This is a genomic window from Bradyrhizobium sp. UFLA05-153 (genome assembly GCF_054185185.1).
The window spans coordinates 38,586-53,595 of the sequence record NZ_JBBIAM010000064.1 but is presented as its reverse complement, the minus strand read 5'-3'; the positions used below and the strand labels follow the sequence as shown (position 1 = coordinate 53,595).

Sequence of the window (15,010 nt, the reverse complement as noted above, 5' to 3'; positions counted from 1 at the left end):
ATATGACTGTGGCAAGGACAACGGAATGAACGATGGGTTTAGTTCTCGACATGGCAGCCGACGATGCGCTCCGGTATTGTATATCGGAAATGGACGTCGAGGTCCGTTTTACGCCGCAGTAACCTACGCAGGAGGGAAGATAGAACATGCTGGCGCTGACAGGGAGCCGCAGCATCGGCCAGACCGCTAGAAGGCGTTTTCGGGTTGGCACACCACCTTGCGCGTGGCAAGCCGTCGATGGCGATCTATATCAGTAGGAAACGGAGCCCGACGTTGATGGCGAAGTCGAGTTGGCTGTCGCAGGGGGCCGCCGCGCCGCATAATCGAACTTGATGAGTGTTGCCACATGCGCTTGCTGCATTGCCAAAAAGCGCGCCGTCTCGCCCCAGGTGCCGGATAGCACGCCACTGACATCATCGACAACGTCAGTCGTAGCGTGGAAGGACCGATCAACGACTGTCAGCGGCGGAGCCTGTTGGCCTGATGGGCGTTCAATTCTCTGACTCACAAACTGTCGCGCTTCTATGCAGTGCGATGTATCTGCGCGCACGCAATCGCTCGCCGGCGGCAATGTGGCTCGCTTTATCGCACTGGGTTGGCATACCTCCTCCAATGGCCGGGACGCAATGGTGGGAGAACGAAAAGCGCATGTTGTGCTCGAACGTCACGCTCGACCTCGCGCGATGACGTAGAACATATGTGACGGGATCTGCATACATACGAAAGATCGCTGCTGATTGTCGGCATATCTACGGCGGTCTTGTTCCAATGGAGTTCTCGCGCGATTTTGTGAAGGAGTGTGAATCAATGAGGGTGTATCATTTATCATCGTGCCATGAAAAAGTGTTATCTCCTGGCGCAATCGGAATGCGCGCGAGATCGAGTGTGCGATGCAAGACAATGTTTCGAAGTGCGAAGTAAGTGAAAACACGGCGAGGAAGGGCGACGTCAGCGTTGTCGCGGTGCATATTGCTAGCGAATCCGAATGGCATGACCCGGGCGACGGTTCGAATCATTCGGTGGTCCTGCCATTGAACGAAATCGCACTCAGAGGACTGTTCGAAATATCGAACATGCTCGCCAGTCCTTCGCGGCTCGAAGTCGCGCTGGCAAGCGTGATCGATTTGCTGCAGTCCTCTCTGCAGATGCGGCATGGCGTCGTCTCTCTCCTGGCAGACGATGACGTGCCGGAGATTGCGGTCGGCGCCGGCTGGAGCGAAGGAAGCGATGAGCGCTACCGGATGCGCCTGCCGCAAAAGGCGATTGAGGAGATTGTGGCGGCGGGCATCCCGTTTGTCGCTGACGACGTTGCCACGCATCCAGCGTTTAGCGCAGCTGATATGGACGTGCTCGGCGCGTCCGACCACGTACGGTTATCGTTCATCGGAGTTCCCATCAGCGTCGACGGAAAAGTCGTCGGAACACTATCCATCGAGCGCGCGCCAGACATCGATTCGATGTTCTCGCTGGATTCCGATGTCCGGTTGCTGACCATGATCGCCAACCTCGTTGGACAGGCGGTGAAGCTCCATCGTTTGGTGGCGCGCGACCGCAAGCGCCTCATGGCGGAGAGCTCTCGATGGCAGAAGGAGCTTCTCGAATTTAAGCAGCCGGCGCGAGAGCGTAAGAGAGTTCACATCGATGGTATTATAGGTACCAGTCCGGCGCTGCGCGGACTGCTCGACAAGATCGCGGTGGTAGCCAAGTCGAATGCCACGGTTCTGTTGCGAGGTGAATCGGGCACTGGCAAGGAGCTGGTGGCCAAAGCTATTCATGAGCTATCCCCGCGTGCCAAGCGACCGTTCATCAAAATGAACTGCGCAGCGCTGCCGGAGACAGTGCTAGAGTCCGAATTGTTCGGTCATGAAAAGGGAGCCTTTACCGGCGCTCTTAATTCACGCAAAGGGCGCTTTGAGCTTGCTGACAAGGGCACGCTGTTTCTGGACGAGATTGGCGAAATATCGGGCTCGTTTCAGGCAAAGCTGTTGAGGGTTCTGCAGGAGCAGGAGTTCGAGCGGGTCGGTAGCGGCCACACCATGAAAGTTGATGTTCGCGTGATTGCTGCAACCAACAAGGACCTGGAAGGGGCGGTGACAAAAAACGAGTTTCGCGCCGATCTCTATTATCGCATTAGCGTAGTTCCCTTGCTGCTGCCGCCGTTGCGCGAAAGGCGCAGCGACATTCCGCTGCTTGCCACTGAGTTTCTCAAAAGCTTTAACAGCGAGAACAGTCGAACGTTAACTTTCGATCCGAGTGCCATGGACGTGCTGATGAATTGCGGCTTTCCGGGCAATGTGCGTGAACTCGAAAACTGCGTGCAGCGGACTGCAACTCTGGCGCCGGGGCCATTCATTGTCAGGAGCGATTTTGCTTGCTGTCACGGTCAGTGCCTCTCCGCGCTACTGTGGAAAAGCGGATTGGATGAGACCAAGCGGCGGGCCGCATCGATTGGTGAGCTATCGACGAGGCCAGCTATGCCAACCCCTGACGTAGCCGCGTCGGTTGCCGTTCTCACTCCACCTGTCGAGGCCGCGCCGGCAGATGGTGCGCTCGTGAGTGGTGCGAAGCTGACGGATCGCGAGCGACTCATTGCCGCGATGGAAAAAACTGGTTGGGTACAGGCAAAGGCAGCCCGCCTCCTCGGACTAACGCCGCGCCAAATCGGCTACGCGCTGAGGAAATATGGCATCGAAATTAAACGTCTGTGAGCTGTTGCTGGACTTGGTCTATCCTGCCAGGACCGCGGGCTTGCGGCCAATTCATGAAGACCTGCCCTGCACGTTCCTTGCACCTTGGAACCGATAGAAGCCGGCGCGTCGCTCCTTAGGCTAGATCCCGGCCTGGCCGATTTTATCGACCTTTGCCAATCAGGCGTCGTCGCCATGCACGGGGCTCGGAGACCAGTTCTTCGAAATCTTTAAGAGGAAGGCCTGCGAGGGATCGGCAGATATCGCCATCTCGCGCGGCCTCCAATTCGCGTCGTGTCGATCCATGTCTGCGTCCATCCCAATATGACATGCGAATGGGCTGTTAAAATACCAGAACCAGTTCGACCCAAGAATGTGGCGGCCGGGACCCCAGAAAGCCTGGTATCCCTTCTCAACAAAACGGTAACCATTGGTGATCACCTCGGTTGGGCCGCCGAAGTGAAAAGCGAAGTGTTTCAGCCCCTGCATGTGCGGGGGCGCGGCGAGGAGGAAATGAGTGTGATGGTCGAGGCTGCCATCCGGCTGCAGGAACGGACCGGTCCCGGTAAAGCGGTCAGTGCAGCGGAAACCAAGCCGATTGACGTAAAATGCTTCCGCTTTCAGGACGTCAGGTACGAAGTATGCGACGTGCGACAGCGTTCGCGGGCGGATAACGGAGGCTGGTGGCAAAACACCAAGGCTATTGATCGGCCGGAACATGTACGTTCCGGAGCGTTTGAGAATTCGCCCTGAAGTACGAATTCCCGTCTGACCGAAACCTGAAAGCCGATCGCAAAATTTGCGTCGTCGATCGACTCGATGGATCCGTCATCGAGATAGTGAACATCGCGGTCGCGGCAGAATTCTGCGGCAATTGCCTCTAGTGTTGCCGTATTGGCCACGCCCATCATCGTCTTCCGGAGTCGGCAACCCAGGCTCGGCGGCGCAGGTAGCGACGCATCGCTCTCGTGAGCGATCACCACCGATGTGCTGTCAATGGCCTCGAAGCGACCACCACTCTCTGAGCTCTGCATCGGCGTCAGTCCGTAGTCCGTGAGAAGCCGGGCAGAGCCCGCTACGTCGTCGACGCCGAAGATGAGGCTGTCCACTCCGACGATTTTCATTGTTCTTGTCTCCAGTCCGTATCCGTTTCACGCAACGAGACCGCCAACGGTCTCGGCGACTCACTTTGCGGATGCAATGCCTTGGTGTCTGATGGGGGCTCGAGCGCTGCTTTCGTGCCCCGCTAGGATCTTTAACGCGCGTTTCCGGCCGCTGTGCGGAAATTATTTGACCATTCGGAAGTCACCGCGTTGTCCTCCAGCACTGTCTAGCGTCTCCAGCCATTTTAGAAATCCATTGTGGAAATTTCTCACGTTGATAGAGCTAACTGGCTCTGCAGGAAGGAATGGATGCGTTTCAACAACAGGCTTGACCTTAATCTTCTCATCGCGCTCGATCACCTACTTCACTTACGCAATGTGAGCGCGGCCGCGGCACGAATGAACATGACGCAATCCGCCATGAGCAGCGCGCTTCAGCGTCTACGTGATTATTTTGAAGACGAACTTCTAGCCAAAGTTGGCCGAAAGATGGAACTCACACCACGAGCCGAATCGCTCAAGGAATCAGTGAGAGATCTGCTCGTTCGGATCGAAGGAACAGTCGCCACAAGCTCGCGCTTTGACCCTTCACGGTCGGAACGCTGCTTCACCATCCTGGCTTCCGAGTACACGCTCACTACGATCGCACCGGCGCTACTTCGGCGTTGCGAACGAATCGCACCAGAGGTGAAGTTCAATCTTGTGAGCCAGGTCGGTGCGCCGGAGCGGCTGCTCGAACAGGGAACGGCCGATCTACTTATCATTCCGAACGAGTTCTGCTCGAAGCGTCACCCCTCGGAGATAGTTCTACAAGACGATTTCTGCGCTGTCGCGTGGAGCAAGGGACGCTACGCGACCGGCAAGCTTTCCAAGAAACAATTCTTGGCGGCGCCCCATGTTGTGATGCGAGGCGCCGAAGACGGCCAGTCACTCGAAACACCCCTTGCGACGGGGCGCGGCGTAGAACGGCGGATAGACGTGACCACCTATAGCTTCAGTGCGATGCCCGGGCTGGTCGCTGGTACCAATCGCATCGCGACGACGCACCGGCGCCTCGCAAAGGAGGTAGTTGGCCGGCTACCGATCAGGATTGTCGAACTTCCGTTCCAGCTCCCGCCCATGCAACTATCCGTGCAGTGGCACAGGTACAGATCGAACGACACGGGCTTGATCTGGCTTCTTGAGATGATTAGGGCAACGGCAAAGGAGTTTGGATGAGCCCCACATGCGAGTGAGCGTCATTTCAGAACGGCTACAAAGGTTTTGGTCGCGGCGGGGGAACGTTTTGCTATTTGGTCGGTCTGATGCGACATGAATCTTCCGTGCCGTCATGGACCGGGGGCTTGATGAAGAGCCTCCTCTCGGAGGACTAAATCGGCCAGTTGAGACCGTTGAATTGTACCGGAATGCTGCGCGTCGTTGATCCTGTCGCGGGGGATGAGACAATCCGGAGTGTGGGGCGCAGTCAATGCAAGGCGCCTGATCGGCGCCCATGGAACCGCGGTGGGGCCTCCACTGAGGGCGAGACTACAGTCCGGGCCGCCGTCCGAGTTCAGTACGTAGATTCCCAATAGCGTTGTTGGCCAGATGAAGTACATTCTTCTCACCCGTTCTCAATGAGCGTTCCAGGTGGACTCGCAGCCGAGCGCGCAGCAAAGCCTCCGCATTATGGGTCAGGAATGGATCTTTCTCTACGAAACGCCATGACTTCTCAAATGCCACGCTTACCAGAGTTTCCAACGTTTGCTCCTGCTTGGGTGAAGCGTGATCCATGGATAGGGACTCCAACAGAATATTCTCTTCAGCAACGGCTCGCCGCTGGTCAGAAATGGTAGGTTGAAAGCTGGCGCTCAAGCGAGGCCCGCCCTGCAGTCATTCAGCTCGTGGAACGCACGTCGATCTGCTATCGAGTCTATACAGGTGCTTGTTGAAGCGATGATGACTGCCGCTGTGCAAAGCTCCTTCAATACTTTGCGGAATTCGGTATTTTAGTAGATTTTAGGACACGATTGATACCTCGCGTGATGGTCCAAATTCTCCCCACACGGGACGGCCGTCGGCATCGTCCATCAATGGGGCGAATCCAAACAGTCGCGGCAGGCGCTTATAGAGCACGGAGTCTCTCGACGGCGCTGTCGCCTCTCCTGTCGCGGGCTTCGGGATGCGGAAGGACGTGAGGGCCCCTCAGTCAGCTGTGTATTTTAGTTGACAGTCACGCCGCGCTGTCTATTAAGATGCACATGCTCGAAGTCCGCCAGACAGACACTTTTGCGAATTGGCTCCGGGCGCTCAAAGATGCGAATGCCGTTGCTCGGATCGCCGCCCGCATTCGCCGTCTCGAACTCAATCTGGGCGATGTGAAACCGGTTGGCGAGGGCGTCAGCGAGCTGCGGATCGACTACGGGCCGGGGTATCGCATTTAATCCGCCACGGCTCGTCCTCCTGTGATGAGGATCGGCTCGGACCGCCCGAGCAACTCGGACGCGCAGTGTAGGGCAAGCCACCTCACCGGCAGAGACGGACATACGGTCTTATGATCTCCCAGCGCGGTGCTCAGCGGACACGTGCGTAGCGCAAGGCTTAGACGGCCATTGGGATATCGGGGCGGGCTCTTTAAAGGGCATGGCGTCGATAGTGTAGCGTCGTTTTGCGCCCACCTTCTATGGGCACGAGGGAGATCTCACCGTCCTGACGAGATTATCAACGGACATCCAAATTGTTCGATCGACCAGCTAGTGCCCAGGAGCTAGTGCACTCAAGCCCTCAAGGCTGTGGCCTGAGAACGAGCGCTTACCATCGAGTCATGTCCCTACCGCGTCAAGATGCGCAGATCTCCACGCCATTTCCGAGGATCTGCACGTCTTAGTCCTAAGAACTCCAACTCTAGTCTCAAGCGAGCTCTCTCCAGTCGATGTCTGAGTGCAGTAAGCCCGCCAGCCGATCTGGTCAGTTCCTGGAGAACCAGATCACCGAACAGAAACTGATCGAGTTCTTCCTGTTGTGCAGCGATGTTCGCGAGATGCTTGCGGGCCTTAACCGCTAACGACAACTGCATGACACGAGCATCGTTAGCGCTCGACTTGCGCCGCAGGAATCCTTTCTTTTCCAGCAGTTTCGATTGTATCGTTATGAACGACGGGTCAACCTTCAGCAATTTCGCAATCGCGCTGCCCGGAACGCCCTTGTCCCTGTCCAGGTCACTCAGCGCCATCAAAATCATCAATTGTGGCCCGGTAATTCCAAGTGCACTGCCCCAGAAATGGCGAATATCTTCCAGACATACATTAATAGATCTGATCTCATACGCGAATCGCCAAACCATTTCTTGACTCTCAGTAGAGCCGTTTCCGGATGGTGTTTCTGGCTTAGGCAAATTCGGCGCCATCCAATGTCAAGATCTCCAGGTTCAGACTTGCTGTCGAAGGATTCAAGAAAGGGCCAATGTTGTTCAGCGCACTTGGTCCGATGTCACGCGCTCACACCATCGGGGGCGATGACCGGTTCATGGCCCGATGCGTTCCGACAACGCTCGACTATATGACGCAGATTCGCACGGGTACTGTGGGGAAATCCGTCAAAAACGGTCGCTGTTACGTGGAAATCAAGCTCACCGGTGCGTATTGCGAGCAAACCGCAGACTCGCAGATCGACCCTTTTCCGCTAGGTGGCCGCTGAACAGCGCTTACGGTCTACCGGGAGCTGGCTGGTGATGATGGTGGAACACGCCCAGCGCAGCCCCGAGCGGCGACATTGTTAGACCAATTCGAGATCGAGTTCAGGATTGGCGCGCTCAGGCTGCGACGGCCTCGCCACTCTCTGCGGCTTGAGGGCGGCCTGGGTAGACGGTGAGTGTCGCGATGATGCCGAGTGCGGCTGCAAACATTAGCCAGAAGCCGGGGGAAGCCCGATCATTTGTCTGATCTATCAGCCAAGTCGAGGCGAACGGCGTAAAGGTACCAAACAGCGCGGCCGCCAGTGAAAAGGCCAACGAGAAGCAGGTGGTGCGCACATGCGCCGGCACGATCTCCACCAGGCACCCCAGCATGGTACCGCTATAGATGCCGAAGTAGAATGAGAACATCATTTCCACCGCAAGCATCTTGCCGAAGTTCGGCTCGTTCACCAGCCAATGTAGTGCTGGATAAGTGGTTAGTAGTGCCAGGATGGCTATGGTCAGGAGAACCGGCTTTCGGCCGATCCGGTCGGACACAGCGCCGCCAACCGGATTCCAAATGAAGTTGGTCACCGCGACGAGGATGGTGACCGACAACGCTTCCTGTGAAGAGAGCTTCAGCACGTTCTTGCCGAATGTTGGTGTGTAAACAGTAACGAAGTAAAAAGTTGTGGTCGTGAGGATCGCAATCATCATGCCGAGGACTACGATGCGCACGTTCGCGACGGCGGAGGCAAAGAGCTCGCGAGCAGTGGGGCGCCTCTTCATGGCCAGAAAGTCCGGCGTTTCTTCGAGAGTTCGGCGCAGGAAGAAGATCAGCGGAATGATGAAGCAGCCGACAAAGAACGGAATGCGCCAACCCCAGACGAGAACAGTATCAGGCGGCATCATCTCGCTAAGGGCGTAGCCGAGGATCGCTGCGACGAAGATCGCGACCTGCTGGCTTGAGGACTGGAGCGAGGTGTAGAAACCGCGGTTATTGGGCGTTGAAATCTCCGATAGATAGACCGAAACGCCACCGACTTCTACGCCAGCGGAAAAGCCCTGTAGGAGGCGTCCAAGCAGGACGATTATGGGAGCGGCAATACCGATGGTCGCATAGGTCGGACAGAATGCGATGACCACCGTGCCGATCGCCATGATGGACAGCGTGACGATGAGACCCTGGCGACGGCCGATCCGATCGATACAAGCGCCCAGCACGATAGCGCCGATCGGGCGCATTAAGGCGCCCAGCCAGAACACACCAAAGGTGTTAAGCAGCGAAGCGGTTTCATCGTCCGATGGGAAGAATGCCTTCGCAATGGCGCTAGCATAGAAACCGAACAGGAAGAAGTCGAACTGCTCGAGAAAATTTCCGCTTGTGGCACGCAGAATCGCACCGACGCGTGATTTTTGTCCGTGTGGGACAGTTGAGTTCGACATCGCGCGTGTTCCCGTTGAAATGGCCGATTGTGGAATAACGCATTCCAGTCCGGCCGTGATTCGCTTATCGGAAGGTGTGCCGACAAATTCTGAAGCGCTTTAAATTATCGGCATGTTTTCGGCGACAGTTCACAGAAGTAAAAGTTTCGGCATGTTTTAACATAAGAGGAGTGGGTCGCTGCATGACAGTGTTTTAAGCGCCGTGTAGAAGTCGGGACTAGCCGGCAGCGCAAAAATGGAGAGACCGAATATCAATCGACGCTCACTCCAGAATAAGCTCAGACGAAATCGCTCGCCGAGCACGCAAGCTCGGCCGGAGTTTTGCGATGGAACGCCAGATGACGGCCAGTGGCGACGCATGGTGTCAAATACCGGTCCTGAGCAACGGTGGGAAAGCTGCGTTAATTCGGCGAAGTCTTCATACCTCGCACGACTACTCTGGCTGCATCGGACCGTGCTCTCAGCACTTCGTCTTCAGTCATAAACCCGGCTTCGACCAGGTTGTCCAGGACCACGTTGGCGCGAGCACGCGCTGTGGTCAAGTCGATGTGAGGGGCATAACCTGTCGGCGCCTTGATCAGGCCGACCAGCATAGCAGCTTCCGCGAGGGTCACATCGCGGGCCGGCTTATTGAAGTAGAAGCGCGCGGCGCCATCGACGCCGAGGGTGTCGCCGCCCATATTGACACTGTTCAGGTAAAGTCTCAGGAGTTCATCTTTCGTCAGATGCCATTCGAGCCAGACCGCAAGGAATACTTCTTTGATCTGGTGTCCGATGCCGCGCTCGGTGTTCGAAAGCAGAGTCCGGGCGAGTTGCTGGGTGATCGAGGAGCCATCCTGGTGAACGCCGTCGTTCTCTGTTCTTGTCAGGAGAGCGTGGAGAGCACCTGGAAAATCGATGCCGAAATGGTCGTAGAAGTGGCGGTCCTCGGTTGCGAGAGTGACCTTGATCAGCGCGTCGGGAAAATCCTCAAGCGGGGCCGAAACGCCACGGTCAACCGGCCTGCCACGAATCGGATCGCCGAACTGATCAAAAAGACACGCCGCGACGTTGCAAGCCTTCAGCCAATCCTCTTGCAGGGGAGCGCGAATGGTGGGAACCGCAAACGCCAACAACAGGATCAGTCCGCCAAAAACCAGGGTCAGGGTTTCGGAAACGGGCTCGAGAAGCAGCCAGCGCTGCCGTCGGCCGAGAGAGATGCGGTCTATGAGTCGCGAGTAACGGCCACACAATGTCCGCAACTCCCTTGCGCAGAATACTAGGGCGGAATCGGAAGACAGCTGAGGGGCCGACAGGCAGTGCCGGATCGTGGTCCTCCAGTTCGGCGGAATAGTCTTACTCACGTGGATCTTTCAGTTCGATATATACAGCCCATGATCCGCTGCATTCGAGGACGCTGCGGCCGAGTGCGTGTCTCAATTTCAGCTTACGGGTCCGCTTAGGATTGCGGAAGCCGAACGAAATGACCGGAATTCGTCTTTGGAAAAGTCGGACAGTCCAAATTGATCCATCCTGGTCACAAGGACGATCGATCGCCGGTGCTCACCTGAAAGTCGCTCGAGCTGCAGTTTCTTCGAGCGCCGTATCTTGCGAGCCGTATCGAAACAAATGACGTTCTGACCAGGCATCGATGCTCCCGCTGTCTGATGTGGATTCTGCTCTCGAAATCGGCGAGCAGATTCGGCCGCCCACATAGAGGGCAAGTGTGGCACCTTCGCGCGGGTGTTAAAGCGACAAATCGGCAATACCTGACATCTGTCGCAAGTGCGTCAACTTTGTCCGGAAGATTCGGTGAGAACGGCGTTGCTGACACCGGCGGTCGACCTGATCCGCGAGCTCAATGATGTTTCGCTGGCAGTTTCGAAATGGCTCCGAGCGAAAACAAGCTCCCTTGAGTCTGTGCTCGATGCCCCGCGCGTAGCGCGATTGCTGTCTATTGAGGCAAAATTCTTGGACTTTGTGACGCCCCTAGAAAATGAAGCGGCTTCCTCGACAGTCCCCGGCGCGAACTTGTGGCTTATGTACTCGCGAAAAGACGAGCGGGACGTACAACCTACTCGGCGTGACACACGGCGGTGCCGGTGGTGGATCGACGAAGATTGGGGCATCCCGCGCCGCGCGTCCTATTCCAACACAATATCAGGCCAAGCTAACGGCAGGTTTGCATACTACACGGCCGATGCGGTTACGCGCGGCAGTACTTACAAGGTCGGTGGATTTGTCGGCTGGACCTATTACGGCCAGAAGTCGGACACGACAGGATGCGTGCAGATCGGCAACCCCGACCTTGCATGCCTGACCCCAGGCGACAACAGGATCGTCGCCAATCAGGATACCGCATTGGAATGCGCCCCACGCCGACCTTCTTCGATCAACGCGGAAACGGTGGTGGCGGCCTCCAGGTCGAAGGAATGCTATCCTACTTTTTCACCAGCAAGTTTCAGCGTCGGCGTCGGTGGCCGCCGTTGGGCGATGTGGACTAAGAGGGGTAGCGATTTCATATGCAGCGGGTGCGGCGGCCCTGGCATAGTCAGTGGGCCTGAGCTCGGAAAATACAGCATAGATCGCCGCGGCACGTTCTTGCAGGCCTCCTACAAGTTTGACTGAAGAGACGAGATCGTAGCCAATTCTAAGCTCTGGACAAGGGCGGCTCGCCTGCTCGGGTTGGCCGCGCCAGATTGGTCACGTGTTGAAAAGTACGGCCTTGAGATCGAGCCCGCCAGAGGCGATGATATTCTTCGCTCGAAAGAAAGGCCGGGCGGTTCGCTGGCGCCGAACGGTCTCCCTGTCATGGCGACGCCATTCATGACGGTGTGTCTCGGCGAGATTGATCCGAAAGCCTCTCTCATCGATCTCCTCCATCCGAAACCGGACGCTCGTGCGTAAAGCGCGTCGCAAAAGTGATCGTCGCGTCTGGATTTCTGCGCCGGGAATTTAGGACGTCGCGGCGCCGGCCTGCGCGTGCTGAAGCTTACCAAGATCGTCGTCGCGATCGAGCGTATCGCCCTTGGGGCAAACGTTGAAGGATGCAGTGCTGATCTTCCGCAGCGCTTCGCGAACATCGCGCGCATAGGCCTCGCCGGCAGCGGTCAGGCGGATCGTGTGGCCCACACGCGCAAAAAGTGCGATCTCGAGCTGCTCCTCCAAGCTCTTGATGTGCCGGCTGACCGCGCTCTGGGTGAGGCTGAGCTCGCGAGCTGCTAGGGTCACGCTGCCTGTTCTGGCCGCGGCGTCAAAAGCTGCAAGCCTTGCGGTGGACGGAAGAAACCGGCGGGATGTTTGCATTTTTGCTCCAAACGAGGATAGTCGTTTAGCAACGATGATTGCGTTGAAAAGGCGGCGGTGCACACCTAAGGAGGAGTCCGTCCTCCACCGATTGTTCGCTTCAATTCGCTGGCCCGGTACTCGTCGAAACTGCCTCGACGGTTGGGACACGAGCTACGCCGGATGAATACGATGCAAAACAATCCGCCGTCCGAGGTCCTGTTGAGCATTAGGCCGGTATTTCCTATTAAGCGACTCTATCGCGTGAGAGTTCGATGAGCTCTTGCTGCACGCGCGAGCGTAGCGCATAGGCATAGGAACCGTTGCAAGCGACCGAGAGTCCGATCGTTAATTGCTGAAGTCTTACTCGCCTGATTGAGAATCGATTTTTCTGAGCACACTATGCTGAATCTTGCCTAATACCGTTCGCGGCAATTCTTCCGTGAAAATGATTTCGTGTGGCACTTTGAAACGCGCGAGATGCGATTGCACATGAGTTACGAGCGCCTCCGCGTTCATCCGGGATCCGGGTCGCCTGATCACATAGGCGACCGGTACCTCGTCCCATTTTGGATCCGGCCGGCCGATGACCGCGCACTCCGCAACATCAGCGTGCTCTAAAAGTACACGTTCGACCTCCGCCGGATAGATGTTTTCCCCGCCGGAAATGATCAGGTTCTTCTTGCGGTCATGAACCCAAAAATAACCGTCGGCGTCGCGACGGGCGATGTCGCCAGTACGATACCAGCCGTCATGCATCGCCTCGCGCGTGGCTGGTTGATTGCCCCAATACTCGCGAAAAAGATTGGGGCCACGCACCGCGATCTCACCCGGCGTCCCCGCGGGCAATTCGTTACCGGCATCATCCATGACGATAGCTTCGCAGCACAGTCCGGGTAGGCCGGTCGACCCGTCCCGTGAATGGTCACCGTCGAGCCTCGTATAAATCGCGATGGGGCTCGTTTCCGTGGAACCGTAAACCTGGAGAACGGGCACCCGGCACGCGACGAAGCGATCAACCAGGTGCTGCGGCACGGTCGTTGAGCCCACCGAGACCGCTTTCAGCGACGACAGATCGGCCGTCGACCACCTTATGTCGCCGGTCAAGGCCTGGATGATCGCAGGCACCATGACGGTCAAAGTCGGTCGATCATGCTTGAGTGCAGCAAAGGTGGCGTCAGTCGTAAACCGCGAATGGATGGTGACGGTCGCGCCAAGCTGTAGTGCGGGCGTCGTCTGAATGTTGAGCCCGCCGACGTGGAATAGCGGTAATACGGTCAGTACATGATCGTCCGATGTGAGTGCGTGCATATGCTGACTCATCACGCCATTCCACAACAAAGCTTCCTGGCGCAGCACCGCTCCCTTCGGCCGGCCTGTGGTCCCTGAGGTGTAGACGATCAGAAGCGGGTCGGCCAGGTCCGCGCAAGGGTAATAGCTGTCCCGCCGTGTCTGATCCAACAGGCCCTCCCACGCGTGAGCGCCGGAAGGCGCAAAGTCGAAGCCCACAGTCGCGACCTCGGGCAGTGCCTCTGCTAGAATCGACAGAAGTGCTTCAAAAGCCCGCTCAATGACCAGAACCTTAGCACCAACGTCGGACAAGATGAAAAGCTGCTCGGTAGCCGCGAGCCGCCAATTCAAGGGCACTAATATCGCCCCGAGCCGCGCGCAAGCGTAGAGGAGAATGAGGTAATCAGGGCGGTTGAGGCTGAGGACGGCAACGCGATCGCCTCTGTTGACGCCGAGCGCACTTTTCAGGGCCCGCGCTGCCCGATCAATGCGTCGATTAAGGCCGGCGTAACTTAAGGTATCGCCCTCGAAATGGATTGCGGGCTTGTCAGGAGCGAACGCTGCGTTGCGCTCAATCAGTGTGCAGAGATCCACCATCCTTCATCCTCGGTCGTTGGGTTCTTACAAGGCTCATGCCGGCGTTTGCTGAACCTGCGCTTGTCAGCGTCCATTTGAAGGTTGCACTTGTGTGTCACGTCCCTGGGCCCGGTTTAGCTGAACGGGAAAGAGTGTCATGCGACACCGGCTGCACAGTGAAGAATCTGCCCGGATCTCGTACAACCCAGGCTGTGGCAGGGCGATGGGCTCGGAACCAGATCGTGTTCAGCACTAAGTGGCAGTTACATAGTCATGACAGCCGATGCGACTCGCATCTTCTGTGTCCGTCGTGGATCACGGCTCAAAACGAGAACTGTGGCACCAGACTCAACTCGAGATCACGGAAGATGGTATAGTTTCGTCGAATCCACTGATGCAGTTCAGTCGAGGAATCCTTCTCGTGGCGCAGATAGCCGGTGAAAGACAAACCTAATCGGCAGATAAAGGCATTCAAAAACACCGGCAGCGGCGCGAGCCGGAGCGTGCGTCCGCGCTTCATGGCCTCGAACAACTCGCCGCGAACAACGAATTCGTTATGCACGGTGATCAGAAGATGCCGCGGAACTTGCCAGCGTAGCATCTCATAGGCGCGCGATGAGACACGGTCGATGTCAGGTACGAACAGGACGATTGGCACGACGTTGTGCAGTATCGCCTCGCGTAAGAAGTCGATCTCGCTGCACACTTTGAAGAATTCGTCGAAGGCGTGGAAGCCAAGGTCTATCACCTTGGCCACGCTATCGTTGATGATTAGTCGATCAATTAGCTGCATCTTGCCATAGGTGTCCATGACATCTGCTGTCTCAGTGATGGAAGGAAGGTAGTCAAGCAACGACGGCTCCTTCAGGTTGAGATCGAAGGAGAGCACCGTACCGTTCTTCAGCAGCAGGAACTCGCTCAAGAGCCGCGCGATCAGCGTCTTGCCGACCTGCGGGCTCGCAGAGCAGATGATATAGACCGGAGTTACCAAA

Annotated in this window: 10 protein-coding genes and 2 pseudogenes; 4 read left to right on the top strand and 8 right to left on the bottom strand. The window is 57.0% G+C overall.

What is annotated here, in order from left to right; genetic code table 11:
- Nucleotides 1-890 precede the first annotated feature (890 nt).
- Nucleotides 891-2,708, top strand: a complete 1,818-nt coding sequence (gene nifA / locus Q2941_RS30760) for a nif-specific transcriptional activator NifA (protein WP_458194750.1) — start codon at nucleotides 891-893, stop codon at nucleotides 2,706-2,708.
- A gap of 159 nt (nucleotides 2,709-2,867) precedes the next feature.
- On the opposite strand, the gene Q2941_RS30755 is transcribed toward nifA, so the two are convergent.
- Nucleotides 2,868-3,407, bottom strand: coding sequence for a VOC family protein (locus Q2941_RS30755; RefSeq protein ID WP_458194749.1), 540 nt, complete (start codon nucleotides 3,405-3,407; stop codon nucleotides 2,868-2,870).
- Complete coding sequence (locus Q2941_RS30750) at nucleotides 3,308-3,811, bottom strand: hypothetical protein (protein WP_458194748.1); 504 nt, start codon at nucleotides 3,809-3,811, stop codon at nucleotides 3,308-3,310. The genes Q2941_RS30755 and Q2941_RS30750 overlap by 100 nt, the downstream gene beginning before the upstream one ends.
- 288 nt (nucleotides 3,812-4,099) lie before the next feature.
- Here Q2941_RS30750 and Q2941_RS30745 point away from each other — a divergent pair, with 288 nt between their 5' ends.
- Both Q2941_RS30745 and Q2941_RS30740 read left to right on the top strand, forming a co-directional pair.
- Complete coding sequence (locus Q2941_RS30745) at nucleotides 4,100-5,008, top strand: LysR family transcriptional regulator (RefSeq protein WP_458194747.1); 909 nt, start codon at nucleotides 4,100-4,102, stop codon at nucleotides 5,006-5,008.
- Between the two features lie 1,022 nt (nucleotides 5,009-6,030).
- Nucleotides 6,031-6,210, top strand: a pseudogene (locus tag Q2941_RS30740) (type II toxin-antitoxin system RelE/ParE family toxin); the annotation flags it as partial.
- Between the two features lie 389 nt (nucleotides 6,211-6,599).
- Here the strand turns inward: Q2941_RS30740 and Q2941_RS30735 are convergent.
- From Q2941_RS30735 to Q2941_RS30725, 3 genes are all read right to left on the bottom strand, one after another.
- Nucleotides 6,600-7,175, bottom strand: a complete 576-nt coding sequence (locus Q2941_RS30735; protein WP_458194745.1) for a MarR family winged helix-turn-helix transcriptional regulator — start codon at nucleotides 7,173-7,175, stop codon at nucleotides 6,600-6,602.
- 405 nt (nucleotides 7,176-7,580) lie between these two features.
- The gene (gene tcuC, locus Q2941_RS30730) at nucleotides 7,581-8,888 is read right to left on the bottom strand and encodes an MFS transporter (protein WP_458194744.1); all 1,308 of its coding nucleotides are present in this window, start codon (nucleotides 8,886-8,888) and stop codon (nucleotides 7,581-7,583) included.
- Between the two features lie 401 nt (nucleotides 8,889-9,289).
- Nucleotides 9,290-10,120 carry a transglycosylase domain-containing protein gene (locus Q2941_RS30725; RefSeq protein WP_458194743.1) on the bottom strand — a complete coding sequence of 277 codons (831 nt, stop codon included), beginning with the start codon at nucleotides 10,118-10,120 and terminating at the stop codon, nucleotides 9,290-9,292.
- Between the two features lie 559 nt (nucleotides 10,121-10,679).
- On the opposite strand from Q2941_RS30725, the gene Q2941_RS30720 reads away from it, so the two are divergent.
- Complete coding sequence (locus Q2941_RS30720) at nucleotides 10,680-11,495, top strand: hypothetical protein (RefSeq protein ID WP_458194742.1); 816 nt, start codon at nucleotides 10,680-10,682, stop codon at nucleotides 11,493-11,495.
- 274 nt (nucleotides 11,496-11,769) lie between these two features.
- Here Q2941_RS30720 and Q2941_RS30715 read toward each other — a convergent pair.
- The 3 genes and pseudogenes from Q2941_RS30715 to Q2941_RS30705 form a co-directional block, all read right to left on the bottom strand.
- Nucleotides 11,770-12,173, bottom strand: a pseudogene (locus tag Q2941_RS30715) (LysR family transcriptional regulator); the annotation flags it as partial.
- A gap of 342 nt (nucleotides 12,174-12,515) precedes the next feature.
- On the bottom strand, nucleotides 12,516-14,036 hold the full coding sequence (locus Q2941_RS30710; RefSeq protein ID WP_458194753.1) for a class I adenylate-forming enzyme family protein: 1,521 nt from the start codon (nucleotides 14,034-14,036) through the stop codon (nucleotides 12,516-12,518).
- A gap of 304 nt (nucleotides 14,037-14,340) precedes the next feature.
- Complete coding sequence (locus tag Q2941_RS30705) at nucleotides 14,341-15,009, bottom strand: hypothetical protein (protein WP_458194741.1); 669 nt, start codon at nucleotides 15,007-15,009, stop codon at nucleotides 14,341-14,343.
- Nucleotide 15,010 lies beyond the last annotated feature (1 nt).